Source organism: Desulfovibrio psychrotolerans, from assembly GCF_013340305.1.
Lineage (GTDB): Bacteria > Desulfobacterota > Desulfovibrionia > Desulfovibrionales > Desulfovibrionaceae > Halodesulfovibrio > Halodesulfovibrio psychrotolerans.
This window is the reverse complement of record NZ_BLVP01000008.1, coordinates 416817-435675: the sequence shown is the minus strand read 5'-3', so window position 1 is coordinate 435675 and position 18859 is coordinate 416817. Positions and strand designations below refer to the sequence as shown.

Sequence of the window (18859 nt, the reverse complement as noted above, 5' to 3'; positions counted from 1 at the left end):
CTTTCGGCTACCCGCATAGTGAACGATAAAGCCTTTTCCCGAACCCTGTCCGGGAAAAGGCTTGAAACAATGTGCTCAAACCGCTCCGCCATACAAAAGAATGGTCGGCTATCCTTCCAGACGCACCACCATCACCGGGGTCACGCTCTTGGACAGCACATGCTGGGCCACACTGCCCATCACCAGCCCGCCTATCCTGCCATGTCCCTGCGTGCCCATAACCACAAGGTCAGCGTGCCTGCCTTCAGAAACAATCACCTCAGCAGCCTTGCCGTTGCGGATGATGAGCCGTTCCTTGGGCAGGGGCTTCATGCCAAAGGCGGCGCAGGCTTCTGCCATCTGCGTCTCCAAATGCTTGTACGCGTTCTCAATGCTGTTCTTCTTGAAGCGGTCCCAGGTGTCCTTGTCAATGTCCGGCACAATATCAAAGCCGGAGAGCAGTCCGTATTCCTGCGGCAGTTCAGGCAATACGTGCAGCACGGTAAGCTGGGCACCAAACTTTTCGGCAGTGCTGAGAGCAAAGCCAAAAGCGTGTCCGGCAGCGGGGGAAAGGTCGGTCGCGTACAAAACCTTCTTGAACATCGGCAACATAATGCACCTCCTGTCGTCGGGTTATGCGGAACCACACCCGCAGGTTGCACCTGCGGCATCACACAATACTCAGCTTCCTACCCTACTCATAATCATCTTTTTTGTCGTGCCACAAGCGTTTCCCATGATAATCAGGCATCCGGTAAAAAAATAATTTTGCAGCCCCCGGATAATACAAAGTGCCCCCTGATCCGGTTACTTTACCGGGCCAGGGGGCACGAAAAAAGTGGATACATAGCTGCTACAGAATCTGGCTGAGAAAGAGCTTGGTCCGCTCATGGCCCGGTGCCGTGAAGAAATGCTCAGGCGTTCCCGTTTCCAGAATCTGCCCTACGTCCATAAAGACCACCCGGTCCGCCACCTCGCGGGCAAAGCCCATCTCATGTGTCACTACCACCATGGTCATGCCTTCCCGGGCCAGATTACGCATCACGTCCAGCACCTCGCCCACCATTTCCGGGTCAAGGGCAGAGGTCGGCTCATCAAACAGCATCACCTTGGGGTCCATAGCCAGCGATCTGGCAATGGCCACGCGCTGCTGCTGCCCGCCGGAAAGCTGGTCCGGGTACACGCCGTGCTTTTCGGCAATGCCCACCTTGCGCAGCAGTTCCATGCCCTTCGCCTCCGCATCCTTGCGGCTGCGCTTGCGCACGGTCATCTGAGCCATAACCACATTTTCCAGCACCGACATGTGCGGGAAAAGGTTGAACGACTGAAACACCATGCCCACTTCGGCGCGCACCTTATTGATGTCACATGCCGGATCCAGAATATTCTGATCCTCCACGAATATCTCGCCGGAGTCAGCGTATTCCAGCCGGTTCAGGCAGCGCAGAAAAGTTGACTTGCCGGAACCGGAAGGCCCGATAACCACAACCACCTCACCGGCTGCCACATGCAGTGACACGTCCTTCAGGGCATGCAGTTCATCGGGGGTGTAAAAAAACTTGTTCACATTGATGGCACGAATCATCGCAACGCTCTCCTCTCAAGCTGCTGGATCAGGAGCGACAGCGTAAACGTCAGCACGAGATACAAAACAGCGCACAGAATCCACAGCTCAAACGGCTGCAATGAAGAACTCACCACCTCGCGGGTACTCTTGGTCAACTCGCGCACGGCAATAACCCCAAGCAGCGAGGAATCCTTTACAAGGCTGATAAACTGCCCCGCAAGCGGCGGCAGTATGCGGCGGAAGGCCTGCGGCAAAATGATCCTGCGCATGGCCTGCCCGTACCCCAGCCCCAGAGAACGGGCGGCTTCCATCTGCCCCCGGTGTACGGACTGAATACCCGCGCGGACAATTTCGGCCACATAGGCCCCGGTGAATATGGCAAGGGCCATCACACCGTACCACAGGGGTGGCATGGCACCCAATCCCACGCTCTGCAAAATTCCGTTAATCAGCGTGCCCGCCACAAAATACCAGAGAAAAATCTGCACCAGCAGAGGCGAGCCGCGAATAAGCTCAATATAGACAATGGCTGTCCAGCGCAGGGCCGGATTCACGGATATACGGCACAGCCCGGTTGCCACGCCCAGCACAATACCGAACACTATGGCCAGCATGCTCACTTTCAGGGTAATCCACATGCCCTCAAGCAGCACACCGGGTTTGGAGTGATGATACTCGGCAATGGAATCGCCCATGTACACATAGTCGCCCTGTGCAACCCGTAATTCCGAATCACCGGGAAGGCTGCGCACGTACTCATGGCCTGCGGAAGCAATGACAAGCACCACCGCCCCGGCTTCTTTCCGCACGGCAACCAGCTCACCCTCCGCCTCGGCGCGCACATCCACGTCTTCCTTCAGCCAAAAGTACTGCGGAACACGTTCCCACCTCCATACGTACTCAACAGCACTGGAGGCGTAATATACAAAGCTGATAAATCCCAGCAACATGGCAACAAAAACGGCTTTCCAGAACAGGAAATACCCCGGCCCCTTGGGGCGATCAAGACCAACATACCGACTCATGTCACATCCTCTGTCTCAGCAATCTAGGCCCGTTTCCACAGGCCCGGTGAACCGGCACAAAAGGTTCCGGCTCCGGCTCCGGCCGCGCGCCCTTCTGGGGCATCGCGAGCAGAGCCAAAAACGGAACGCACCGGATCAGACATACATACCGCAGGCATACCGCAGGCATACCGCATGCATACGCAGGCATATCCACGCATACAGGGCCGGACGGTTTTCCCGTCCGGCCCTCTTTACTTCGGGCTGGGTGCTACTGCACCTGCTCCTGCCATGCATCGGAACGCAGCCACTTGTCGTACATACGCTCGTAACGGCCGTCATTCTTCAGCTGACGCAGGAAGTTATTCAGGAAATTCATGAAATCAGGGTCGCCCTGCTTCACGCCTATGGCCATGGGCTCAAAGGTGAAGGGCTCTGCCAGCAGGTAGGTCTTGTCCTGACCCTGCTGACGCTGGAACACTTCGTTCACAGGCAGGTCGTACACAAAGGCATCTGCGCGTCCGTTAAGAACTTCGACAACGCAGTCCACTTCCTTTTCAAAGGACTTGTAGGTGGCCTTGGGCAGGAAACGCTTGGTGGCTTCCTCACCGGTGGTGCCCATGCGGGAAACCACAATGAACTTGGGATCGTTCAGATCCTTATAGCTGGCAACGGTGCCCTTGTGCTTGGCATTAACCAGCACGGTCTGTCCCATGATGATATAGGGGTCGGTAAAGCCCACCTTCAGGTTGCGTTCCTGGGTCAGCGTCATACCGGAGATGATGATGTCAAACTTGTCTGCCAGCAGGGAGGGAATCATGCCGTCAAAGTCCGTGTTCACGGGAACATACTTCACGCCCATGGCCTTTGCCAGTTCCTTGCCGAGATCAATGTCAAAGCCGATGAAGTTGCCGTTCTTGTCGGTCATTTCAAAGGGCGGATATCCCGCATCAAATCCCACACGCAGTTCGCCGCGCTTCAGAATTTCATTGATCGTGGACTTCTTGGCCAATTCAATATCTGCCGCAGAAGCCGGAGCGGCAAAAGCGGCCACGAGCAGAGCAAGAACAAGAATCTTAAGGAATTTCATACCATTTCCTCCAAAACCCCGTTAAAGTTCAGAGAATGCTCGGCATTCCCTACGCCGGACCCAATTCCGGCCTCCGCTGGGCGGAACACCCTAAAACCATCCGCCGGCATTGCACCGTCCGGCACACTAACGCGCCAGCACCCGACCGACGCGCCGAAAGGCATACCCAAACACGCACAGCGCGTGTACAAAAGCACTACAGGAGGCCATACAGCACAGTCATAGCCCCGCCAATGTCTCACACCCAAAGCACATGGCTGCGTATGCCCGTGCAGACGGCTGTTGGTAAATTCTCCCGGGCCGCCCTTTTCAGTACTTTCCTTCCGTCAGGACTTCCTTGATCACCATATCCCTCTTGCATTCCTCGCAACGGGGCATGGATTCCTCGGGAACGGCGATTATCTGGGTACGCCTGCACTTGGGACACACCACTTCCACAAATTCCCGCTTATAGCGATCTTTCAAAGGGTTCTCACTGGGCACAAAACCGCTCCTTGCATGCAGTATCTCCCCTTCGCCCGCACACAAGGGCAGGGGGTGATGTTGTTTTCTTCTGGAAAAAATTGATTCGCGGCAACGCAGCAGATTGCCCGCCTCCTCCCGCCCAGCCCGGCGGCTAGAAGGTAAGACCGGGTATCTTGACGTACAGGTTCACGCTGTCATCGTCCGGCGTTCTGGAAAATTGGGCTATGATTTCAAAACATTGATGCGTGTAAACAAGTTCCACCGTCTTTTCCAGATCGGTTCCCTTTTCTACGTCAGCCCTATACAGGGTGCGGAAGCTCCACGGCTTGAAGAAGGAGAGTGTGGCCTCCGTCTTGAAGATGCGCAATCTGTCTTCACGCTGCCGTTTGTATTCGTCAATCCTGTCGCGGAAATCCAGCCCCGTATCTATGCGCCCCACATCATCCAGATAAAATCCCAGCAGATGCTCGTGGCTGGTAATGCTGCCCGTATAGGGGGACCAGAATGACCTGTTGGTCACATCCACATACTGCATGGGGGAGAATGAAAGTTCCGCCATGGTGTCGGACAAAGGCCGCCGTTTGTACTCATCCAGATGGTCGGTGCGTTCCGACTCACGGAAGTCATATGCCTGATCCAGACGAAACCGCATCACATCCTTATAAGAGTACTCAAGGGCAGGCGCAGAGGCATGTTCCCCGTCCAGCATGGTCACTGTGGCCGCCTTGCGGCTGAGCACGTTGGTCAGTGACACCCGCAGTTCGTTCTCCGGCTCTATGCGGTCATTCACATCATAATACGGATTATCCATCTGGTTCACATTGGGCACGTGAGAATACTCAATGCGGGGCTGAAAACTATGCCGAACAGCCATCCACCGGCTTTCGCCCACATTGTCGGCAGTGGGCAGGAAGGAACCTTCGGGAGTCACCTCAAAAGTCCGTGCAAGCTCCGTAAAGGCGGCAACGCTGAAATCCGGAATATCCCGCTGCGTTCCCCGCCCCGTCCCCCGGTCAGTATCCAGTTGCTGCACCTTGTCGGTGTTGTACTGGGTAACCCGCCAACCGGCTTTGGGTATGATGGTGCCGTATTCGCTCACCAGCGGTACGCTCACGCTGGGATGAATTTCAAACCGGCTGCCGCTGGTGCCGTTGTGCCGGAAAAAATTCACCGCCTGTCCTTCCGCTTCGAATTCTATCGGAATGGCAGGCGACTGCACGGGCAGACCGCCCTTGAAAAGGAACATATCGAACTGGGGCAGGCGTTGCAGCGTGGTGTTGCGTCTGGAGGTAATATTGCCGTTGCCCACATCCAGGTTCTGTTCAAACCGCGCACCAAAGGCAATACCCACCCGCTCCCAGTCGCGGGAAACCAGAATCTCGCTTGTCCTGTTCTGGTCTATCTCCTGCAGGTCGCGACCGAAATGCTCGTTCAGCGTCTTGCGCGTGGGGTAGTAGGCAGCGGAACTCTGCTTGAACTCGCGCAGATAGTTCTGGTCGGAAACAACATCCAAATCCATCTTCATCTTCCAGCGCGGGTCACCAAGGCTGCCGTCAAACATACCACGCAACCAGAACCGTTCCGGGTTGGTACGCACCAGCCCATCATTATCCAAGCCTCTCGGTTCGTTGGCCTCCGCACGATGCCGCCTGTTGTCCCACATGGCATCAAGACGCCACCAGCCCTTGTCATAGGGGGTGTACTGGTGCCGATACTCCACACCGGACATCATGCCGCGCCGTTCTATCCACTGCTCGGAAATGGTCAGATCGCTGGACTCGTTTATAGCCCAGTAGAACGGCTGACTGTACCACACGCCCAGCCGCTTGGAATAACCGAATTCAGGAAACAGGAACCCGGTCTGCCGCGATGTCTTCATAGGCAGCACAAAATAGGGAACATAGCTGACCGAGGTGTCCTTGATGGCGAACGAGGTTCCCCACAACTGCGAGTAGCCATCCAGTTCTATCGTGGCAGACCCGGCAGAAACGGACCATGCCGGCACATCGCCGTCACAGGCGGTTATCTTGGCATTCTTGAAGGAATAAAAATCCCCCCAATGCTTGTTCACCCGCTCCCCGGATAAATACATATGGGGCCCATCCACAAAGACCTTGCCGTTCTTCAGCCAGCCTATGCGGTTGCCAAGGTCAAACTCAGCTTCTTCAGCCTCCATCAGGTCTTCGCCCAGCTTCACCTCCACATTGCCCCGCAGAAGCACCCAGTTGGTGGCGGCGAAATAGCGCACAAAATCAGCCTTGAGGTAGTCGTCGCCCTGCCGCAGGGCCACATTCCCCTCTCCTTCCATCACTTTACTGTCGTTCAGGCTGGTTACTTTGTCGGCGTGCAGGCTCCACACCACAGATTCTTCGTCCTCATTGAGCACGAACAGGCTGGTTGCAGAGGCCGCGGAAGGGAAAAGGCAGGCCAAAATCAGGATCAGGCACGCACAAAAAGCCGCCACGCCCCGGAAAGGAGGCATGACGGAGGGCGGGAACGAGCAGCAAAAAAGCCCTCTATCTGCTTGAATTGCCTTGGTCAAATCTGTATGAAGCATGCGTACCCTTTGATACGGCAGCTTGTATCACAGCTTGCTGCACAGGGAAAGCCCCGAAATGGCGGACTTAGCGGCCAAATGACATCTTTTATCACCTTCGGGCCCCAACCGGGCCGCAACAGCGACGGGAACCCGCACACGGAACAGTCCCAGCCGACATCCGCACCCGCCTCAGGAGGCGTATATGACCATATCCTATAATAAGCTGTCTGTCCGCGTCCATACAGACCGTATATGCGACAACTTCCGCCTGCTCGGCAAGCTGGCCCCCTCGCCTGTCGCCATCATCAAATCAGACGCTTACGGACACGGCCTGCTGCCGGTTTCCCGCGCCCTTGCCGCCGCAGGTGCCGCCACCCTGGCAGTGGGCACCGTGGGAGAAGCCGTGCAACTGCGTAACGGCGACAGGAATAACGGGGGTAGCGGGCGCTACGGAGGATTTGATGGACGCATCATTGCCCTTCTGGGCGCCACAGACGCGGAAGAAGCCCGCGCCTGCCACGCGGAGCGCATCATCCCCTTTGTTTTTTCACTGGACCATCTGCGGGTCCTGTCGCAGGCAGGGAGTGCAGAAAGCCCTGTAGCCGTAGCGCTGAAGTTCGATACAGGCATGGCCCGGCTGGGCTTTTCAGAAAACGACCTGCCGGAACTCATCACCGCCCTGCGCACCCTGCCCGGCGTTCGCCTTTCCATGGTCGCATCCCACTTCGCCGCATCGGACGAACCGGACAAGGATGACTTCACGCGCACGCAGCACGCATGCTTCACCAAAATCATCCGCAGCCTGCGCGAGTCAGGATTTGCCTTCGAAGCGACCATAGCCAACTCCGCCGCTCTGCTGGCTCATGCTGAAACTCACCACGACCTGCAACGTCCCGGCATAGCGTTATACGGCGCCAATCCCCTGCATGGCACAAAGCGCGAACACCTCGGCGCGGCACTCGTTCCCGCCATGGAAGTCAGCGCGCCGGTTCTGCAGGTGCACGACCTGCCAAAGGGCACGAGCATCAGCTACGGGCGCACCTTTACCGCCCCCCGCCACATGCGGGTGGCCATAGTGGCCGCCGGATATGCCGATGCGTACAGCCGTGGACTCTCCAACAGGGGGAGCATGGTCATTCATGACCACCGCGCGCCCATTGTGGGCCGTGTCTGCATGCAGATGACCGCCGTAGACGTGACCGACCTTCCGCCCGTGTGCAGCGGCGATACGGCATGGCTTCTGGGTGGCGGGGGCAACAATCCTGTCACGCCGGAAGACCTGTCGGCATGGTGGGGCACCATACCCTATGAAGTATTCTGCCTTCTGGGCATGAATCCCAAAACGTTTTTCTGATGCCCCCGCGTCAGGGTGACACACCGTTTGCAACGTGCTAAGGTTGTTTCCCTGCGCTTTTGCCGTGCCGCAGCCCACTTTCTTTGTTGACAAGAGGTCGGGCTTCCATTAACCAATCTCGTTCTGCCTTGCTCACCCCTCGTGCGGGTGGGCCAAGAGACCACAAGGAGATACAGGAATGAGAAAATTCGAAACGCTGCTGCTCCTTTCCCCGGAGCTTGCCACCGATGCCCGTGAGACCGTGCTTGCCACCCTCACCGGTGTTGTGGAACGCGTTGAAGGCAACGTGCTCGCCGCCGACCACTGGGGCATGCGCGACCTTGCCTATCCCGTCAAGAAGCAGATGCGCGGTTACTACGTGCGCCTCGAATACGCCATGCCCCCCGCAGGCGTTGCCGAGCTGGAGCGCATTATCCGCATCACTGAAGGCATCTACAAGTTTGTAACCGTGAAGCTGGCTGAAGAGCTGGAGGAGGTAGCGTAATGGCTTTCAAAAGACGTTTTACCCCCCGGAGAAAGTTCTGCCGCTTCTGCGCGGATTCCGATCTGCCGCTGAACTACAAGCGTCCCGACATCCTTCGCGATTTCGTGACTGAACGCGGCAAGATCATTGCCCGTCGCATTACCGGTACCTGCTCGCATCATCAGCGTCTGCTGACCACTGAAATCAAGCGCGCCCGTCAGATGGCTCTGCTCATCTTCACCTCCACGCACGCAAGTGACGTAAAGAAAAAGAGCACCCTGTAGGAGGAGCGGGAAATGAAAATTATTCTTCGCGCAGACGTCGAGAACCTTGGTGTTCTCGGCGACATAGTGGAAGTAAAGCCCGGTTACGGACGCAACTTCCTTGTTCCCAAGGGCTTTGCCATGATGGCCACTGCCGGCAACATCAAGGCGTTTGAACTGGAACGCAAGAAGCTTCAGGAAAGAATGGAAGCCATCCGCGGTGCAGCTCAGGCCCTCGGCTCCAAGCTGGAAAAAGCCGAAATCACCATTCAGGTCCGCGTTGGCGAAAATGACAAGCTCTACGGCTCCGTCACCGCCGCCAATATTGCCGAAGCACTGGCAGCGCAGGGCATTGATGTGGATCGTCGCCGCATCCTGCTGGATTCCCCCATACGCGTTCTGGGTGAATACCCCGTACGCATTCGCCTGCACGCAGGCGTCATCTCTGAAGTGCTGGTCAAGGTAACCCCCGAAGGCCGCATTGCCGAAGAGGCACCCGCTGTAGCCAATGAGTCCGCAGAGGAAGCCGCTGAATAACGGTTCTGACCATGTCTCCGCCCCCTGGGGCGGAGACATGGATTACTCCGAGGCGCTGACACAGCACTCGGACGATATGTTGCGCAATGTCCCGCCCCACAGCATGGAGGCCGAGCAGGCCGTGCTGGGGGGCATTTTTTTGCGCTCCGATGTCCTGTATACCCTTGTTGACATCATCAACGAGGAAGACTTCTACGCCCCCGCACACCGCACCATCTTCACCGCCATAATGGACCTGCACAGGCAGAACAAGCCTGTAGACCTGCTCACCGTGGGGCAGTTCCTGAAGGACAGGGGGCAGATGGAAATGGCGGGCGGCGCGGTATATCTTGCCGAACTCGCCAATTCCGTCATCAGCGCAGCCAATGCCGAGCACTACGCCACCATCGTGCGCGACAAGTCGCTCCAGCGCAATCTCATCGCCTCCTGCTCCCAGATCATCAGCAAGTGCTACGAGCAGTCCACAGACGTGGACGCCCTGCTGGACGAATCGGAACAGGCGGTCTTCGCCATTTCAGAACGCACCGCCGGGCAAACGTTCATAGACTCCAAGACGCTGGTGAAAAACGTCTTTCAGGAGCTTGAAAAGCGCATAGACAGCAAAAATCTGGTCACAGGCGTCACCACCGGATTCTATACCGTAGACCGGATGACGGCAGGGATGCAGCCCACCGACCTCATCATCATTGCAGCGCGCCCTTCCATGGGCAAAACCGCCTTCACGCTGAACCTTGCCACAAACGCCGCTTTGCAGGGCGGGGTTCCCGTGGTGTTTTACTCGCTGGAAATGGGCATGGAACAGCTCATGACCCGCATGATCGCCGCTGTGGGCGGGGTGGAGCTGAACAAGCTGCGTACCGGGCGCGGCATTACGGATGAAGACTGGCAACGCCTGCACTGGGCGGCAGACGTGCTGGGCAACGCGCCCATCTACATTGATGATACCCCCTCGCTCAGCACGCTGGACCTGCGCGCACGCACACGGCGGCTTAAGGCGAGCAAGGGCGTAGGCATGGTGGTGGTGGACTACCTGCAGCTCATGCGTTCCAGCCGCAAGACCGACTCCCGCGAGCTGGAAATCTCAGATATTTCGCGCAACCTGAAAGCCCTCGCCAAAGAACTGAACATACCTGTCATTGCCCTCTCGCAGCTCAACCGCAAGGTTGAGGAGCGCGCGGACAAACGCCCCATGCTTTCCGACCTGCGCGAATCCGGCGCCATTGAGCAGGACGCAGACGTCATCATGTTCATCTACCGCGATGCCATGTACAACAAGAGCGAAGACCGGGCACTCATCCACGCCGCCGAAATCATCATCGGCAAACAGCGTAACGGTGCTGTCGGCTCCTGCCCTCTGCAATACAACGGGCAGTTCACGCGGTTTGAAAACGCCACAGACCTCTATCCTTCCGAATCCCTGCCGGACGGCATGTAGCCGCCCACAACGTCAGCCATGAAAAAACCGCCGCATTCCCCCAGAAGCGGAAATACGGCGGGTAAACGGCGGGCAAGCACCCGGATGCACTGGCCGCAAAATGCCTAATGGCAGCCGCAGCCGCAACCGCAATCAGCAGAAGCCTTGGGCTGATCGTTTTCCAGCAGCAGTGCCAGCGGCATGAAAGGACCAAGGGGAATCAGATCGAAATCGATCATCTTTTCCCGCACCAGCGGCAGGGTCTCAATCATCTTCCGGGCATCTTCCAGACTGGGGGCTTCCAGAACCAGCACGGTGCCGGAACGGTCCTGACGGAAGTAAATCTCGCGGACCACATCCGCAAGGTACAACTTTACCGTCTGGTCCACTTCCTTCATAAAATTCGTCTTTATGCCTTCCGGCGTAGCGCTTTCCAGAACCTTGTCGATGGCGAGTATCTTCATCGCATTCTCCTTGCGTGGTCTGCGTCACGGTCCGCAAAAGACCGCTCCGCCAGCAGGGAGTACGCAATTTCCCCGCATAATTCAAGGCATATCAGGTCGATAGAAATGGCATGTTCCGCTCCCTGCGGGTATCCGGCTGTTCCGCAAGTCTTTTCCGCAGGGCGTCCATATGGCGCTGGGCAGCGCAATCGCCCTTTACAGCGGCTTCCAGACCAGCACTTCGGGCGCATGGGCCAGCAAACCGCTTACCTTTTCCCGAAAAGCCAACAGGTGCGGCTGGTGCAGATGCGCATCCAGATGGTCCTGCGAAACCCATTCCTCAAAAAAGAGAAATTTATTGCTGTCCGTCGTGCAGCGGTGCGGGTCATACTGTATGCAGCCTTCTTCTTTACGGGTATGGGGCACAACGGTTTCAATAGCCGCCTTCACGGCATCACTCTTGCCGGGCAGCGCAATCAGCACAGCGGTAACGCGAACATGAGAGGTCATGAATACTCCTTTGAGTGGGCAACATCAGGCCGTAGATGTAACAGGCAATCCCAACGGATGAAAATCCTAACGGACAAAGCAGGCACACTGCAAGGCTGTACCCGCGCTGCAAGCAGCACGGCAGCATGTCATGCAGTTCTCAAGCAGACGGAAACTGCTCAGAAAAACTCAGGCTGGTTCCGGCTCATGACGGCGGGCGGTCCGCCAGCAGCACACCGCCCACACCTATAGCCTCCGGCGGCTTTTCGTCCAGCACCACCACAATGGTCTGCGCAGGCAATCGCATAACCCGCGCGCAGGCTTCCGTCACGTCGCGCACCAATTCGCGCCGTTGTTCTGCAGACAGCGGATTGGAGACAATAGTCACTATGGGCACGGCTACCACCTGTTCCAATGGATTTTGGCGGCGTCATACCTGTCCTGCGGGCCCGCATTCTGGTCGGGAACTCCCACGGGAATAAGGGCTAGCGGAATAATGTGCTCCGGTACCCCCACCAGTTCACGAAACGCCTCCACGCGCTCCTCCACGGGCCACAACCCGCACCACACGCCGCCAAGCCCTTTGTCATGCAGGGCCAGCAAAATGTTCTGAATGGCGGCAGAGCAGTCCAGCATCCAGTTTCCGGGATACTTCTCCGCCGTCGGATCACCGCACACCATAATGGCGCAGGAAGCCTTGGAGGCCATTACCGCATAGGGATGTATGGCCGGAATCCTCTCCAGCACGGCCCTGTCTTCAATAACGACAAACCGCCACGGCTGCTGGTTGCCCGCGCTGGGGGCCGCCATGCCCGCCCGGAGCAGTTCTTCCACAACGTCCCGCCCCACCTTGCCCGGTGCATAACGGCGGATGGACCGACGGGTATGAATAGCCTGCAATGTTTCCATACAACCTCCAGGGGGTTTGCTTCGTTGGCATGAGTATCCGCCGTAAGCGTTGCCGCCCGGCGACACTGTTCCGACAATACTGCTGCACAGGGTGCAACCTTGCCATGCTCATGTGGTTTCGTGAAGGCTTGCTCACACGATTCGCCTTTTCACACGCAGGTTGCAACAGCCATATCAGCAAACAGGTTCAGGAAGCCAGCAGCCGCCCGAAGGCTTGCGCCCTCTCCGCCGCCAACGGGTCGTTTTTCAAGTCCCCCGCTTCCATGCGCACATCCGGGAAAAGACAGGAGGCGAATGAACATCCGAGCATGGCCGCAGGATTTCTCAGCTGACTCTCCAGCACCTCAAGATTATCCTGCATAGGCCCGCCTGCAGTGGCTATAAGGGCAAGCGTTTTTCCGCTCACCACAGACCGGATTCCTTCCTCGTCCGAGAATTTGCACAGAGAATACATCCTGTCTATGAACATCTTCAACTGCGCAGAATAGCTCCACCAGTACAACGGGGTCGAGAACACTATAACATCGTACTCCGCCAGCGTCGCCACACTCCGCGCAAGTTCGTCACCCAGCGTACATTCATAGGTATCCGACTGCTGGCATTGAGCGCAGCCGATACATCCGGGAGTGCTGAACGCCAGCTTGGTAACGTCAATCTCCGTCACCACGGCACCTTCCCTGCGTGCAGCCTCTGCAGCCAACCTTGTCACTGCACGGGTGTTGCCCTTCTTGCGGGGGGCTCCGTGCACAATCACAATACGCTTTGACATATCAAACTCCTATGGCACTTGCTCCATTCCGGATACTGAACGTATCCACCAAGCCCATAGACCACACAACAAACATATCAGCAAGTACGCACGAAAATGTTTCCTAGCATACTTTATGATACCATACCCCCTTGAAAGATACCACAGAGAAGCGTAGGTTCTGCGCTGGCATTACGCCCACCGCGACAATGCCGGACCAAACCGTATGCCGGAAGCCGCAGCGCCCGGAGAGGAGTCTGTTATGGGATGTCAGTTGAAACGCTGTTCCGGCAAGGAATACTTCTGCGCCATGGAGCTTACCCTGCTCCTCATAGGCGGCAAATGGAAACCCATAATCCTGTACCGGCTGGGGCAGGACGGCACCCGCCGCTTCAGCGAACTGAAGCGCTCCATGCCCAGCATCACGCAGAAAATGCTCACCCAGCAACTGCGTGAGCTGGAAAACGACGGGATAGTGCACCGTCAGGTGTATGCGGAGGTACCGCCCAAGGTGGAATATTCCCTCACGCCCATGGGGCAGTCCGTGCTTCCGCTTCTGAAGCAACTCTGCCAATGGGGTGCGGAATACGAACGCCAGCGGGGCGTGGAGACTGTGGAAGATCAGGACGACCTGCCCTGCGAAACGCCTGCCGCCCGTACAGCCCTTGCGGGCAAGGCCTTGCCCAGGCAATAGCGGCTCACAATGGCGGTTCCTGATGGCGGCTCACAAGAGCGGTTCATCTGTCCGGTCTTTCCTGAGCGCGTAACGCGAACCTGCCAGTCGGAAAAACCGAACGACAAGGCAAAGGGCGCAGCCTAACGCAGAAAAAGCATGGCCGTGCCTGCAAAGGCGATAGCAGCCCCCACGGCCAGCCGCGGAGAAGGCCGCTTGCGTTCATACACGGCCAGCAGGGCGATAACCACCAGCGGCTCCAGCCCGATAATGGTGGCCGCAATGCCCGCCTTGGTGTACTTGACCGCCACGAGCGAAAGCCACACCCCCACGGTGGGACCTATGATCCCGGCAGCCAGCATAAGCCGCAGGGCCTTCGGGCTGCCCCGCAGCGTGCGCACCACATGCCCCGCCCTGCCCGCCAGCAGCACAAACATCCAGAGCGCAAGCGATGCGCTGCCCGTGCGCAGTGCGGCACCGGTAAGCACATCGCCGCCCATAATCAGCGCGTTGCGGGCGCACACGGTGCTCACGCTCTGCGCCGCCACGGAAACCAGCGCAAAGAATATCCCTTGTACCCAACGCTGCGGAGTCAGGTCCGGTATGCTGCCATCATGCTTTTCCAACAGCACCCACAGCACCCCGAGCATGGTCAGCGCAATGCCCGCCATGCCGGTCAGGCTTATGGTTTCACCAAGGAAAAAATAGGCCAGAACAGCAGTGGCAGCGGGGGTGAGTTCCCACAGCAACACAGAGAGCCGCGCCCCCAGACGCACGGCACTGGCGTAAAACACCACATCCCCGAATGCCAGCCCTACCACGCCGGAAAGTATGAACCAGCCCGCCGCTCCTTCCGGTAGCGACCACGGCGTTCCGAAAATCAGCATGCCCGCCAGAAAAAAGAGCAGCGACAGCGGCAGCCGGAAAAGATTGAGCGAAAGCGACCCGACAAGACGGGCCGCAGATGTGTGCATGCAGGCGGAAAGCCCCCAGAGAATGGCCGTGAGCAGGGCCGCCGCCTCTCCCATCAGGGGCATCACGGACACCATGGACGCCATGGGCAGCAAGGGCATGGATTCACCAACCGGATATGAGGTCGAAAAAAAGGCAGTCAGCCGGGCAGACACGCGCTGGAAGAAACGCAGAAAATCCAAATGGTCCGGAATGCTGCGACCCCGTTACTCCGCAGTCTCTCCCTGCAGCACGCTGCGGCACAGCAGGGGAAAATCGGTAAACAGGCCGGTTACGCCCCATGCAACAAGCCGGGCCATTTCCGCAGCATCGTTGATGGTGAAGACATTCACGCCAAATCCGGCATCGCGCAGACGCGCCACGTCGTCTTCCGTGAACAGCCCCGTTTCCGGATGATACGCGTGCGCGCGGAGCGAGCGGACAAGGTCCACCGGGTCCATGTCGTGCGGTTCCTCCACCAGCACGCCCAGCGGCATGCCCGGCATGCGGCGTCCGGCTTCCATAAGATAACGATGCTGGAAGGAGGAGAGCAGCACCCTGTCCGCCATGTCCGTGGCGCGGATAAGCTCCAATGTGGCTTCCACAATGGTGTCATGGCCAATGAGGTGCTCGTGGTCCTTGATTTCCACGTTCACGCACCAGTCCGCGTCACGGGTAAACTCCAACCCTTCCCGCAGGGTGGGCACCCGCAGTCCGGCAAAGGCGGCACGGTCTTTGGCATCCACACCCCCCGCAGCAATCTGCCCGAAGGGATCTGTCTGCAAAAACCAGCTCCCCGCGTCCAGCGTCCGCAGTTCGGCAAGGGTAAAATCGCAGACGCGCCACGGCGCACGGGCAGCAAATTCCGGCCGAAGTGCCACGTCAGTCGTGCGTTCCAGCGTGTCATCGTGCACAATCACCAGTTCGCCGTCCGCCGTCATGCTTACGTCCAGCTCCCACATATGCGCGCCATGGGCCAAACCTATACCGGCGGCCAGCAGGGTGTTTTCCGGGCATACGGAACGCGCACCGCGATGGGCTATGTTCATTACGGGAACGTTGGGCAGCATGGGCAGACTCCTCTTTTTGCTCCTGTCAGCGGATGCGCACACCGTATATACCGAGTGTCTTCCATCCGCCAGACAAAAGAACGACCCGCCGCGAAAATGATAACCGACCGGCCCCACCCCACGGCTTTTCATTGCCCTGCGGCCCGCTTGCCTATAGAGTAACTGCCTATGAGCCTTGTACGTATTGCAGAAGACAGCGGTTCCGTCATCCGCCTTGTTCCCGGTCCGGTGCCCGCCGCAGCAACTGGTGCGTGCGTTCTGCTGGGAGCGGGCTTTGCCGTTGCCGCCGCCCTGCTTGTGCACCAGCCGGTGCAGTTCGTCATCATGCTCATAGCGTCCTGCGCCTTTTTTCTGGTGGCATTCATGGTGCGCAGCCAGCGGCGCAGCTTTGAGATCAACCTGACGGATAAGGCTCTCTACGTCGTGGGGCGGCAGCAGCCGGATATGTACGTCATCCCGTTCAGCGACATTGCCTGCCTGCGCGTAACCCGCAAGATACCTGTCATCCGCGTTTCCATGCGCGAAATTCAGCGCGGCGACCAGTTCCGCCATGAAAGACCGGGCAAACCCCGCTACGCACTGGACGTGGTGCGGCGCGATTCGGGCTTTGAAACGCTGGACACCTCTGTCACCCCGCAGGAAATTGCACGGCTGGCCGACCTTCTGGCCTCGCGAACGGGCCTGCCTGTGGACGACGAGGCAGGTCTGGAACTCACCCGCGAGGCAACCCTTCCCTTTCCTGCCGATACTGCGGAAGTCCCACCGTCGCCGCCTCCGGGTTCCGTCATCCGGTACGAACGCGGACGTTCTTCCTTTTCATGGGTATGGACCCTCTCTCCGGGCACGGTGGTTCTGCTGCTCATGGGGCTGGTGGGGCTGGGCATGCTGGCCATAGGTGCCATAGGCATTCTGGAAATACTGCGCGAAGGGGGCAGCCACTGGGTAGGCTTTGTCGCCGCACTGCTGGGCGGCGTTCTTGCCTACCAGATATCGTGGCGGTTCATGTACGGTGTTTTCTGCACCCGCTATATCCATATAGACCATGGGGGGCTGCACTGCGGCCACTACTGCATGGATACCCCAAGCGAGCATACGAGCATTCCGTTTTCCGGCATTGCCGCCTTCCGCGTCATTGCGCCGCGCCAGGGGCGCTGCTGGCTGGAGGTACTCACCACGGAAGGAGAACGGTACACGCTTGCCTCCCTCACGCCGGGCCTCTATCCCCTCACCGTGGGCGACCTGCACTGGATGAACGCCAGTCTGGCGGATGCCGTCCGCCGCATGCGCATCCACTAGCCGCAACCAGCACGGTGCACCTGCCGGCGCGCCGCCCCTTCCGCTCCGCGGAAAGGTGATTTTTTCTTCGCCTCCATTGCGCAAAAACACCTCCACGCGTTAAGCTCACGCATGTACACCGCTCTGCCCACCACGGGAACGCCCCACGGCATGCCCCCCTCTTCCGCAGACCTTCTCCCGTGGCTGCTCTCTGTACTGCTGCTCATGTGCCTGACAGCCACCCTTGCCCTGCTCCGGCGGGCGTGGCGGCAGACCTCCTCACTGCGGCGCGAACTTGTCCGCAGCGGGAACGAGGTCCGCATGACGGCCGAGCAACTGCAGGCAGCCTTTCAAACCATACCGGAAGGCCTTGTTCTGGTGGACTGCGATGCCCGCCTGCTCCTGTGGAACAGTCACGCCGCCGCATGGGCAGACACGGATACCCAGCCCCATAACGGAGCGGATTTCCGCACGGTCTTCCCCTCCTTGCCCGTTTCCCCCGCACAGCTGACGCAGGCAATGGCCCGCATGACCCCGCTGCATCTGCCCAACTGTACCGTTACCCTGAAAGGGGAAACACACCGCACCGATCTGCACATTCATCCCGTCTCGCTGGCGGGCGGGAACGCCGCCTTTATCCGCTACACATCACGCGACTCCCTTTGGCGGCTGGAGCAGTACATGTCCGGCACGGGCGAGACAAACGCGCTGCTCGGCGCAGCACTGCACACGGTGCACGCCGCAACCAACGGCGTGGCAACTGTGTTGCAAAACAGCCAGAACATACGCAGAAGGCTCGCTGAACCGCTGCCGGACAATGCCGAAGCCGCGCGCGCCAGCGGCTGCACCATGGACTCCGTACGAGCCTACTGCGACCGCAGAGGCATTTTGCGCATGCTGGAAACCATGCGGACAGCGGGAGACAGCATGGCTGCTGCCGTGGAAAAGCTGGCCGCAGCACTGGAGCATTCGGGAAATCCCTCCGTCACCACAGAAAAGGCCGAGGACTCGGTACGGCTGGCACGCCGCGCGGCAGGGCGGGCTGTAAGTGAATTTGCGCTTGTGGCCCCCGGCGGCGATGCGGAGATTACCGTCCTTGCGCCGCAGCACGAGGTCACGCCCATACCGGAAAATATGGCGCATATGATCAGGCAGGCGCTCATAAGCCTGCTCCTGTGGCACCTTGCGCAGGGGCATAGGGCACGTGCAGCCCGGGCAGACTCAGGGGGAAAGCCCGATCAGGCCCCCGTCCCTCGCGCAGACCCGCCCAGACTGAACATATCCGTCGCAACGGAGAACGGGATGCTCACCCTGAAAATTCACAATCCGCTCATCTCCGCGGAGGGCGAAACCGGACGGCTTCTCTTCCGGCTATGCCCGTCTCCGGAAAGCGGAACAGATGACGTTCCGCCCCCGCACTCCATGCCGGAGCAAGGGCTGGAGCTGGACCTTGCCCTCGCCTACGGGCTTGTGGTGCTGCGGGGCAGCGGCACCATGCAGGTGGAGCCGCACATCCGCACAGGCATCGTCCACACCCTGCATAATCCCATTCCGCAGCTTCAGGCCGGATAACCACCCGGTACCGCACCCGTTTTGGGACTATACACCCATCGTGTTTTGAGTATA

General features: G+C 58.7%; 21 protein-coding genes. 8 read left to right on the top strand and 13 right to left on the bottom strand.

Annotated elements, in window-relative coordinates:
* Window positions 1–108: 108 nt before the first annotated feature.
* The 6 genes from HUV26_RS09675 to HUV26_RS09650 all read right to left on the bottom strand — a co-directional run bounded on the left by HUV26_RS09675 (window position 109) and on the right by HUV26_RS09650 (window position 6491).
* The gene (locus tag HUV26_RS09675; RefSeq protein ID WP_174409899.1) at window positions 109–591 is read right to left on the bottom strand and encodes a universal stress protein; all 483 of its coding nucleotides are present in this window, start codon (window positions 589–591) and stop codon (window positions 109–111) included.
* 241 nt (window positions 592–832) lie between these two features.
* Window positions 833–1564 carry an amino acid ABC transporter ATP-binding protein gene (locus tag HUV26_RS09670; protein WP_174409898.1) on the bottom strand — a complete coding sequence of 244 codons (732 nt, stop codon included), beginning with the start codon at window positions 1562–1564 and terminating at the stop codon, window positions 833–835.
* Window positions 1561–2571 (bottom strand): amino acid ABC transporter permease, encoded by a 1011-nt coding sequence (locus tag HUV26_RS09665; protein ID WP_174409897.1) that lies wholly within the window; start codon window positions 2569–2571, stop codon window positions 1561–1563. The genes HUV26_RS09670 and HUV26_RS09665 overlap by 4 nt, the downstream gene beginning before the upstream one ends.
* A 250-nt stretch (window positions 2572–2821) precedes the next feature.
* Window positions 2822–3640, bottom strand: a complete 819-nt coding sequence (locus HUV26_RS09660; protein WP_174409896.1) for a transporter substrate-binding domain-containing protein — start codon at window positions 3638–3640, stop codon at window positions 2822–2824.
* A 309-nt stretch (window positions 3641–3949) separates the two neighbouring features.
* Window positions 3950–4105 carry a hypothetical protein gene (locus tag HUV26_RS09655; RefSeq protein ID WP_174409560.1) on the bottom strand — a complete coding sequence of 52 codons (156 nt, stop codon included), beginning with the start codon at window positions 4103–4105 and terminating at the stop codon, window positions 3950–3952.
* A gap of 151 nt (window positions 4106–4256) precedes the next feature.
* Complete coding sequence (locus HUV26_RS09650) at window positions 4257–6491, bottom strand: LPS-assembly protein LptD (RefSeq protein WP_174409895.1); 2235 nt, start codon at window positions 6489–6491, stop codon at window positions 4257–4259.
* Between the two features lie 355 nt (window positions 6492–6846).
* Here HUV26_RS09650 and alr point away from each other — a divergent pair, with 355 nt between their 5' ends.
* The 5 genes from alr to dnaB all read left to right on the top strand — a co-directional run bounded on the left by alr (window position 6847) and on the right by dnaB (window position 10696).
* Window positions 6847–7998: an alanine racemase gene (alr, locus tag HUV26_RS09645; RefSeq protein WP_174409894.1), complete on the top strand. Its 1152-nt coding sequence runs from the start codon at window positions 6847–6849 to the stop codon at window positions 7996–7998.
* A gap of 178 nt (window positions 7999–8176) precedes the next feature.
* A complete protein-coding gene (rpsF, locus tag HUV26_RS09640; RefSeq protein ID WP_174409893.1) occupies window positions 8177–8482 on the top strand; it encodes a 30S ribosomal protein S6 in 306 nt (101 codons plus the stop codon).
* Entirely contained in the window at window positions 8482–8745 is a 264-nt protein-coding gene (rpsR, locus tag HUV26_RS09635) for a 30S ribosomal protein S18 (protein ID WP_174409892.1), read from the top strand. Before rpsF ends, rpsR begins: the two co-directional genes overlap by 1 nt.
* A gap of 12 nt (window positions 8746–8757) precedes the next feature.
* Window positions 8758–9261 (top strand): 50S ribosomal protein L9, encoded by a 504-nt coding sequence (gene rplI / locus HUV26_RS09630; protein ID WP_174409891.1) that lies wholly within the window; start codon window positions 8758–8760, stop codon window positions 9259–9261.
* The gene (dnaB, locus tag HUV26_RS09625; RefSeq protein ID WP_308483158.1) at window positions 9233–10696 is read left to right on the top strand and encodes a replicative DNA helicase; all 1464 of its coding nucleotides are present in this window, start codon (window positions 9233–9235) and stop codon (window positions 10694–10696) included. The genes rplI and dnaB overlap by 29 nt, the downstream gene beginning before the upstream one ends.
* A gap of 104 nt (window positions 10697–10800) precedes the next feature.
* On the opposite strand, the gene HUV26_RS09620 is transcribed toward dnaB, so the two are convergent.
* The 5 genes from HUV26_RS09620 to HUV26_RS09600 form a co-directional block, all read right to left on the bottom strand.
* The gene (locus HUV26_RS09620) at window positions 10801–11139 is read right to left on the bottom strand and encodes a hypothetical protein (protein WP_174409890.1); all 339 of its coding nucleotides are present in this window, start codon (window positions 11137–11139) and stop codon (window positions 10801–10803) included.
* Between the two features lie 195 nt (window positions 11140–11334).
* Window positions 11335–11628 (bottom strand): putative quinol monooxygenase, encoded by a 294-nt coding sequence (locus tag HUV26_RS09615; RefSeq protein WP_174409889.1) that lies wholly within the window; start codon window positions 11626–11628, stop codon window positions 11335–11337.
* Between the two features lie 184 nt (window positions 11629–11812).
* Entirely contained in the window at window positions 11813–12004 is a 192-nt protein-coding gene (gene dmpI / locus HUV26_RS09610; RefSeq protein WP_174409888.1) for a 4-oxalocrotonate tautomerase DmpI, read from the bottom strand.
* Window positions 12005–12006: 2 nt separating this feature from the next.
* Window positions 12007–12516, bottom strand: coding sequence for a nitroreductase family protein (locus HUV26_RS09605; RefSeq protein WP_174409887.1), 510 nt, complete (start codon window positions 12514–12516; stop codon window positions 12007–12009).
* Window positions 12517–12703: 187 nt separating this feature from the next.
* Entirely contained in the window at window positions 12704–13285 is a 582-nt protein-coding gene (locus tag HUV26_RS09600; protein WP_174409886.1) for a flavodoxin family protein, read from the bottom strand.
* 241 nt (window positions 13286–13526) lie between these two features.
* Between HUV26_RS09600 and HUV26_RS09595 the strand changes: the two genes are divergently transcribed.
* A complete protein-coding gene (locus HUV26_RS09595; RefSeq protein WP_174409885.1) occupies window positions 13527–13958 on the top strand; it encodes a winged helix-turn-helix transcriptional regulator in 432 nt (143 codons plus the stop codon).
* A gap of 122 nt (window positions 13959–14080) precedes the next feature.
* Here the strand turns inward: HUV26_RS09595 and HUV26_RS09590 are convergent, their stop codons facing one another.
* Both HUV26_RS09590 and HUV26_RS09585 read right to left on the bottom strand, forming a co-directional pair.
* On the bottom strand, window positions 14081–15010 hold the full coding sequence (locus tag HUV26_RS09590; protein WP_174409884.1) for a DMT family transporter: 930 nt from the start codon (window positions 15008–15010) through the stop codon (window positions 14081–14083).
* Between the two features lie 105 nt (window positions 15011–15115).
* Entirely contained in the window at window positions 15116–15958 is an 843-nt protein-coding gene (locus HUV26_RS09585) for a glycerophosphodiester phosphodiesterase (protein WP_174409883.1), read from the bottom strand.
* Between the two features lie 168 nt (window positions 15959–16126).
* Between HUV26_RS09585 and HUV26_RS09580 the strand changes: the two genes are divergently transcribed.
* Together HUV26_RS09580 and HUV26_RS09575 are read left to right on the top strand one after the other, a co-directional pair.
* Window positions 16127–17254, top strand: coding sequence for a hypothetical protein (locus HUV26_RS09580; RefSeq protein WP_174409882.1), 1128 nt, complete (start codon window positions 16127–16129; stop codon window positions 17252–17254).
* Between the two features lie 111 nt (window positions 17255–17365).
* Window positions 17366–18805, top strand: coding sequence for a PAS domain-containing protein (locus tag HUV26_RS09575; RefSeq protein ID WP_174409881.1), 1440 nt, complete (start codon window positions 17366–17368; stop codon window positions 18803–18805).
* Window positions 18806–18859: the final 54 nt, after the last annotated feature.

What these genes read in the sequence shown, in the direction of transcription:
- HUV26_RS09580 (WP_174409882.1), top strand. Translation starts at nt 16,127, where the DNA reads ATGAGCCTTGTACGTATTGCAGAAGACAGCGGTTCCGTCATCCGCCTT.
- dnaB (WP_308483158.1), top strand. Translation starts at nt 9,233, where the DNA reads ATGAGTCCGCAGAGGAAGCCGCTGAATAACGGTTCTGACCATGTCTCC.
- HUV26_RS09660 (WP_174409896.1), bottom strand. Translation starts at nt 3,640, where the DNA reads ATGAAATTCCTTAAGATTCTTGTTCTTGCTCTGCTCGTGGCCGCTTTT.
- HUV26_RS09615 (WP_174409889.1), bottom strand. Translation starts at nt 11,628, where the DNA reads ATGACCTCTCATGTTCGCGTTACCGCTGTGCTGATTGCGCTGCCCGGC.
- HUV26_RS09670 (WP_174409898.1), bottom strand. Translation starts at nt 1,564, where the DNA reads ATGATTCGTGCCATCAATGTGAACAAGTTTTTTTACACCCCCGATGAA.
- alr (WP_174409894.1), top strand. Translation starts at nt 6,847, where the DNA reads ATGACCATATCCTATAATAAGCTGTCTGTCCGCGTCCATACAGACCGT.
- HUV26_RS09675 (WP_174409899.1), bottom strand. Translation starts at nt 591, where the DNA reads ATGTTGCCGATGTTCAAGAAGGTTTTGTACGCGACCGACCTTTCCCCC.
- HUV26_RS09590 (WP_174409884.1), bottom strand. Translation starts at nt 15,010, where the DNA reads ATGCCCTTGCTGCCCATGGCGTCCATGGTGTCCGTGATGCCCCTGATG.
- rplI (WP_174409891.1), top strand. Translation starts at nt 8,758, where the DNA reads ATGAAAATTATTCTTCGCGCAGACGTCGAGAACCTTGGTGTTCTCGGC.
- rpsF (WP_174409893.1), top strand. Translation starts at nt 8,177, where the DNA reads ATGAGAAAATTCGAAACGCTGCTGCTCCTTTCCCCGGAGCTTGCCACC.
- HUV26_RS09575 (WP_174409881.1), top strand. Translation starts at nt 17,366, where the DNA reads ATGTACACCGCTCTGCCCACCACGGGAACGCCCCACGGCATGCCCCCC.
- rpsR (WP_174409892.1), top strand. Translation starts at nt 8,482, where the DNA reads ATGGCTTTCAAAAGACGTTTTACCCCCCGGAGAAAGTTCTGCCGCTTC.
- HUV26_RS09595 (WP_174409885.1), top strand. Translation starts at nt 13,527, where the DNA reads ATGGGATGTCAGTTGAAACGCTGTTCCGGCAAGGAATACTTCTGCGCC.
- HUV26_RS09620 (WP_174409890.1), bottom strand. Translation starts at nt 11,139, where the DNA reads ATGAAGATACTCGCCATCGACAAGGTTCTGGAAAGCGCTACGCCGGAA.
- HUV26_RS09600 (WP_174409886.1), bottom strand. Translation starts at nt 13,285, where the DNA reads ATGTCAAAGCGTATTGTGATTGTGCACGGAGCCCCCCGCAAGAAGGGC.
- HUV26_RS09665 (WP_174409897.1), bottom strand. Translation starts at nt 2,571, where the DNA reads ATGAGTCGGTATGTTGGTCTTGATCGCCCCAAGGGGCCGGGGTATTTC.
- HUV26_RS09585 (WP_174409883.1), bottom strand. Translation starts at nt 15,958, where the DNA reads ATGCTGCCCAACGTTCCCGTAATGAACATAGCCCATCGCGGTGCGCGT.
- HUV26_RS09605 (WP_174409887.1), bottom strand. Translation starts at nt 12,516, where the DNA reads ATGGAAACATTGCAGGCTATTCATACCCGTCGGTCCATCCGCCGTTAT.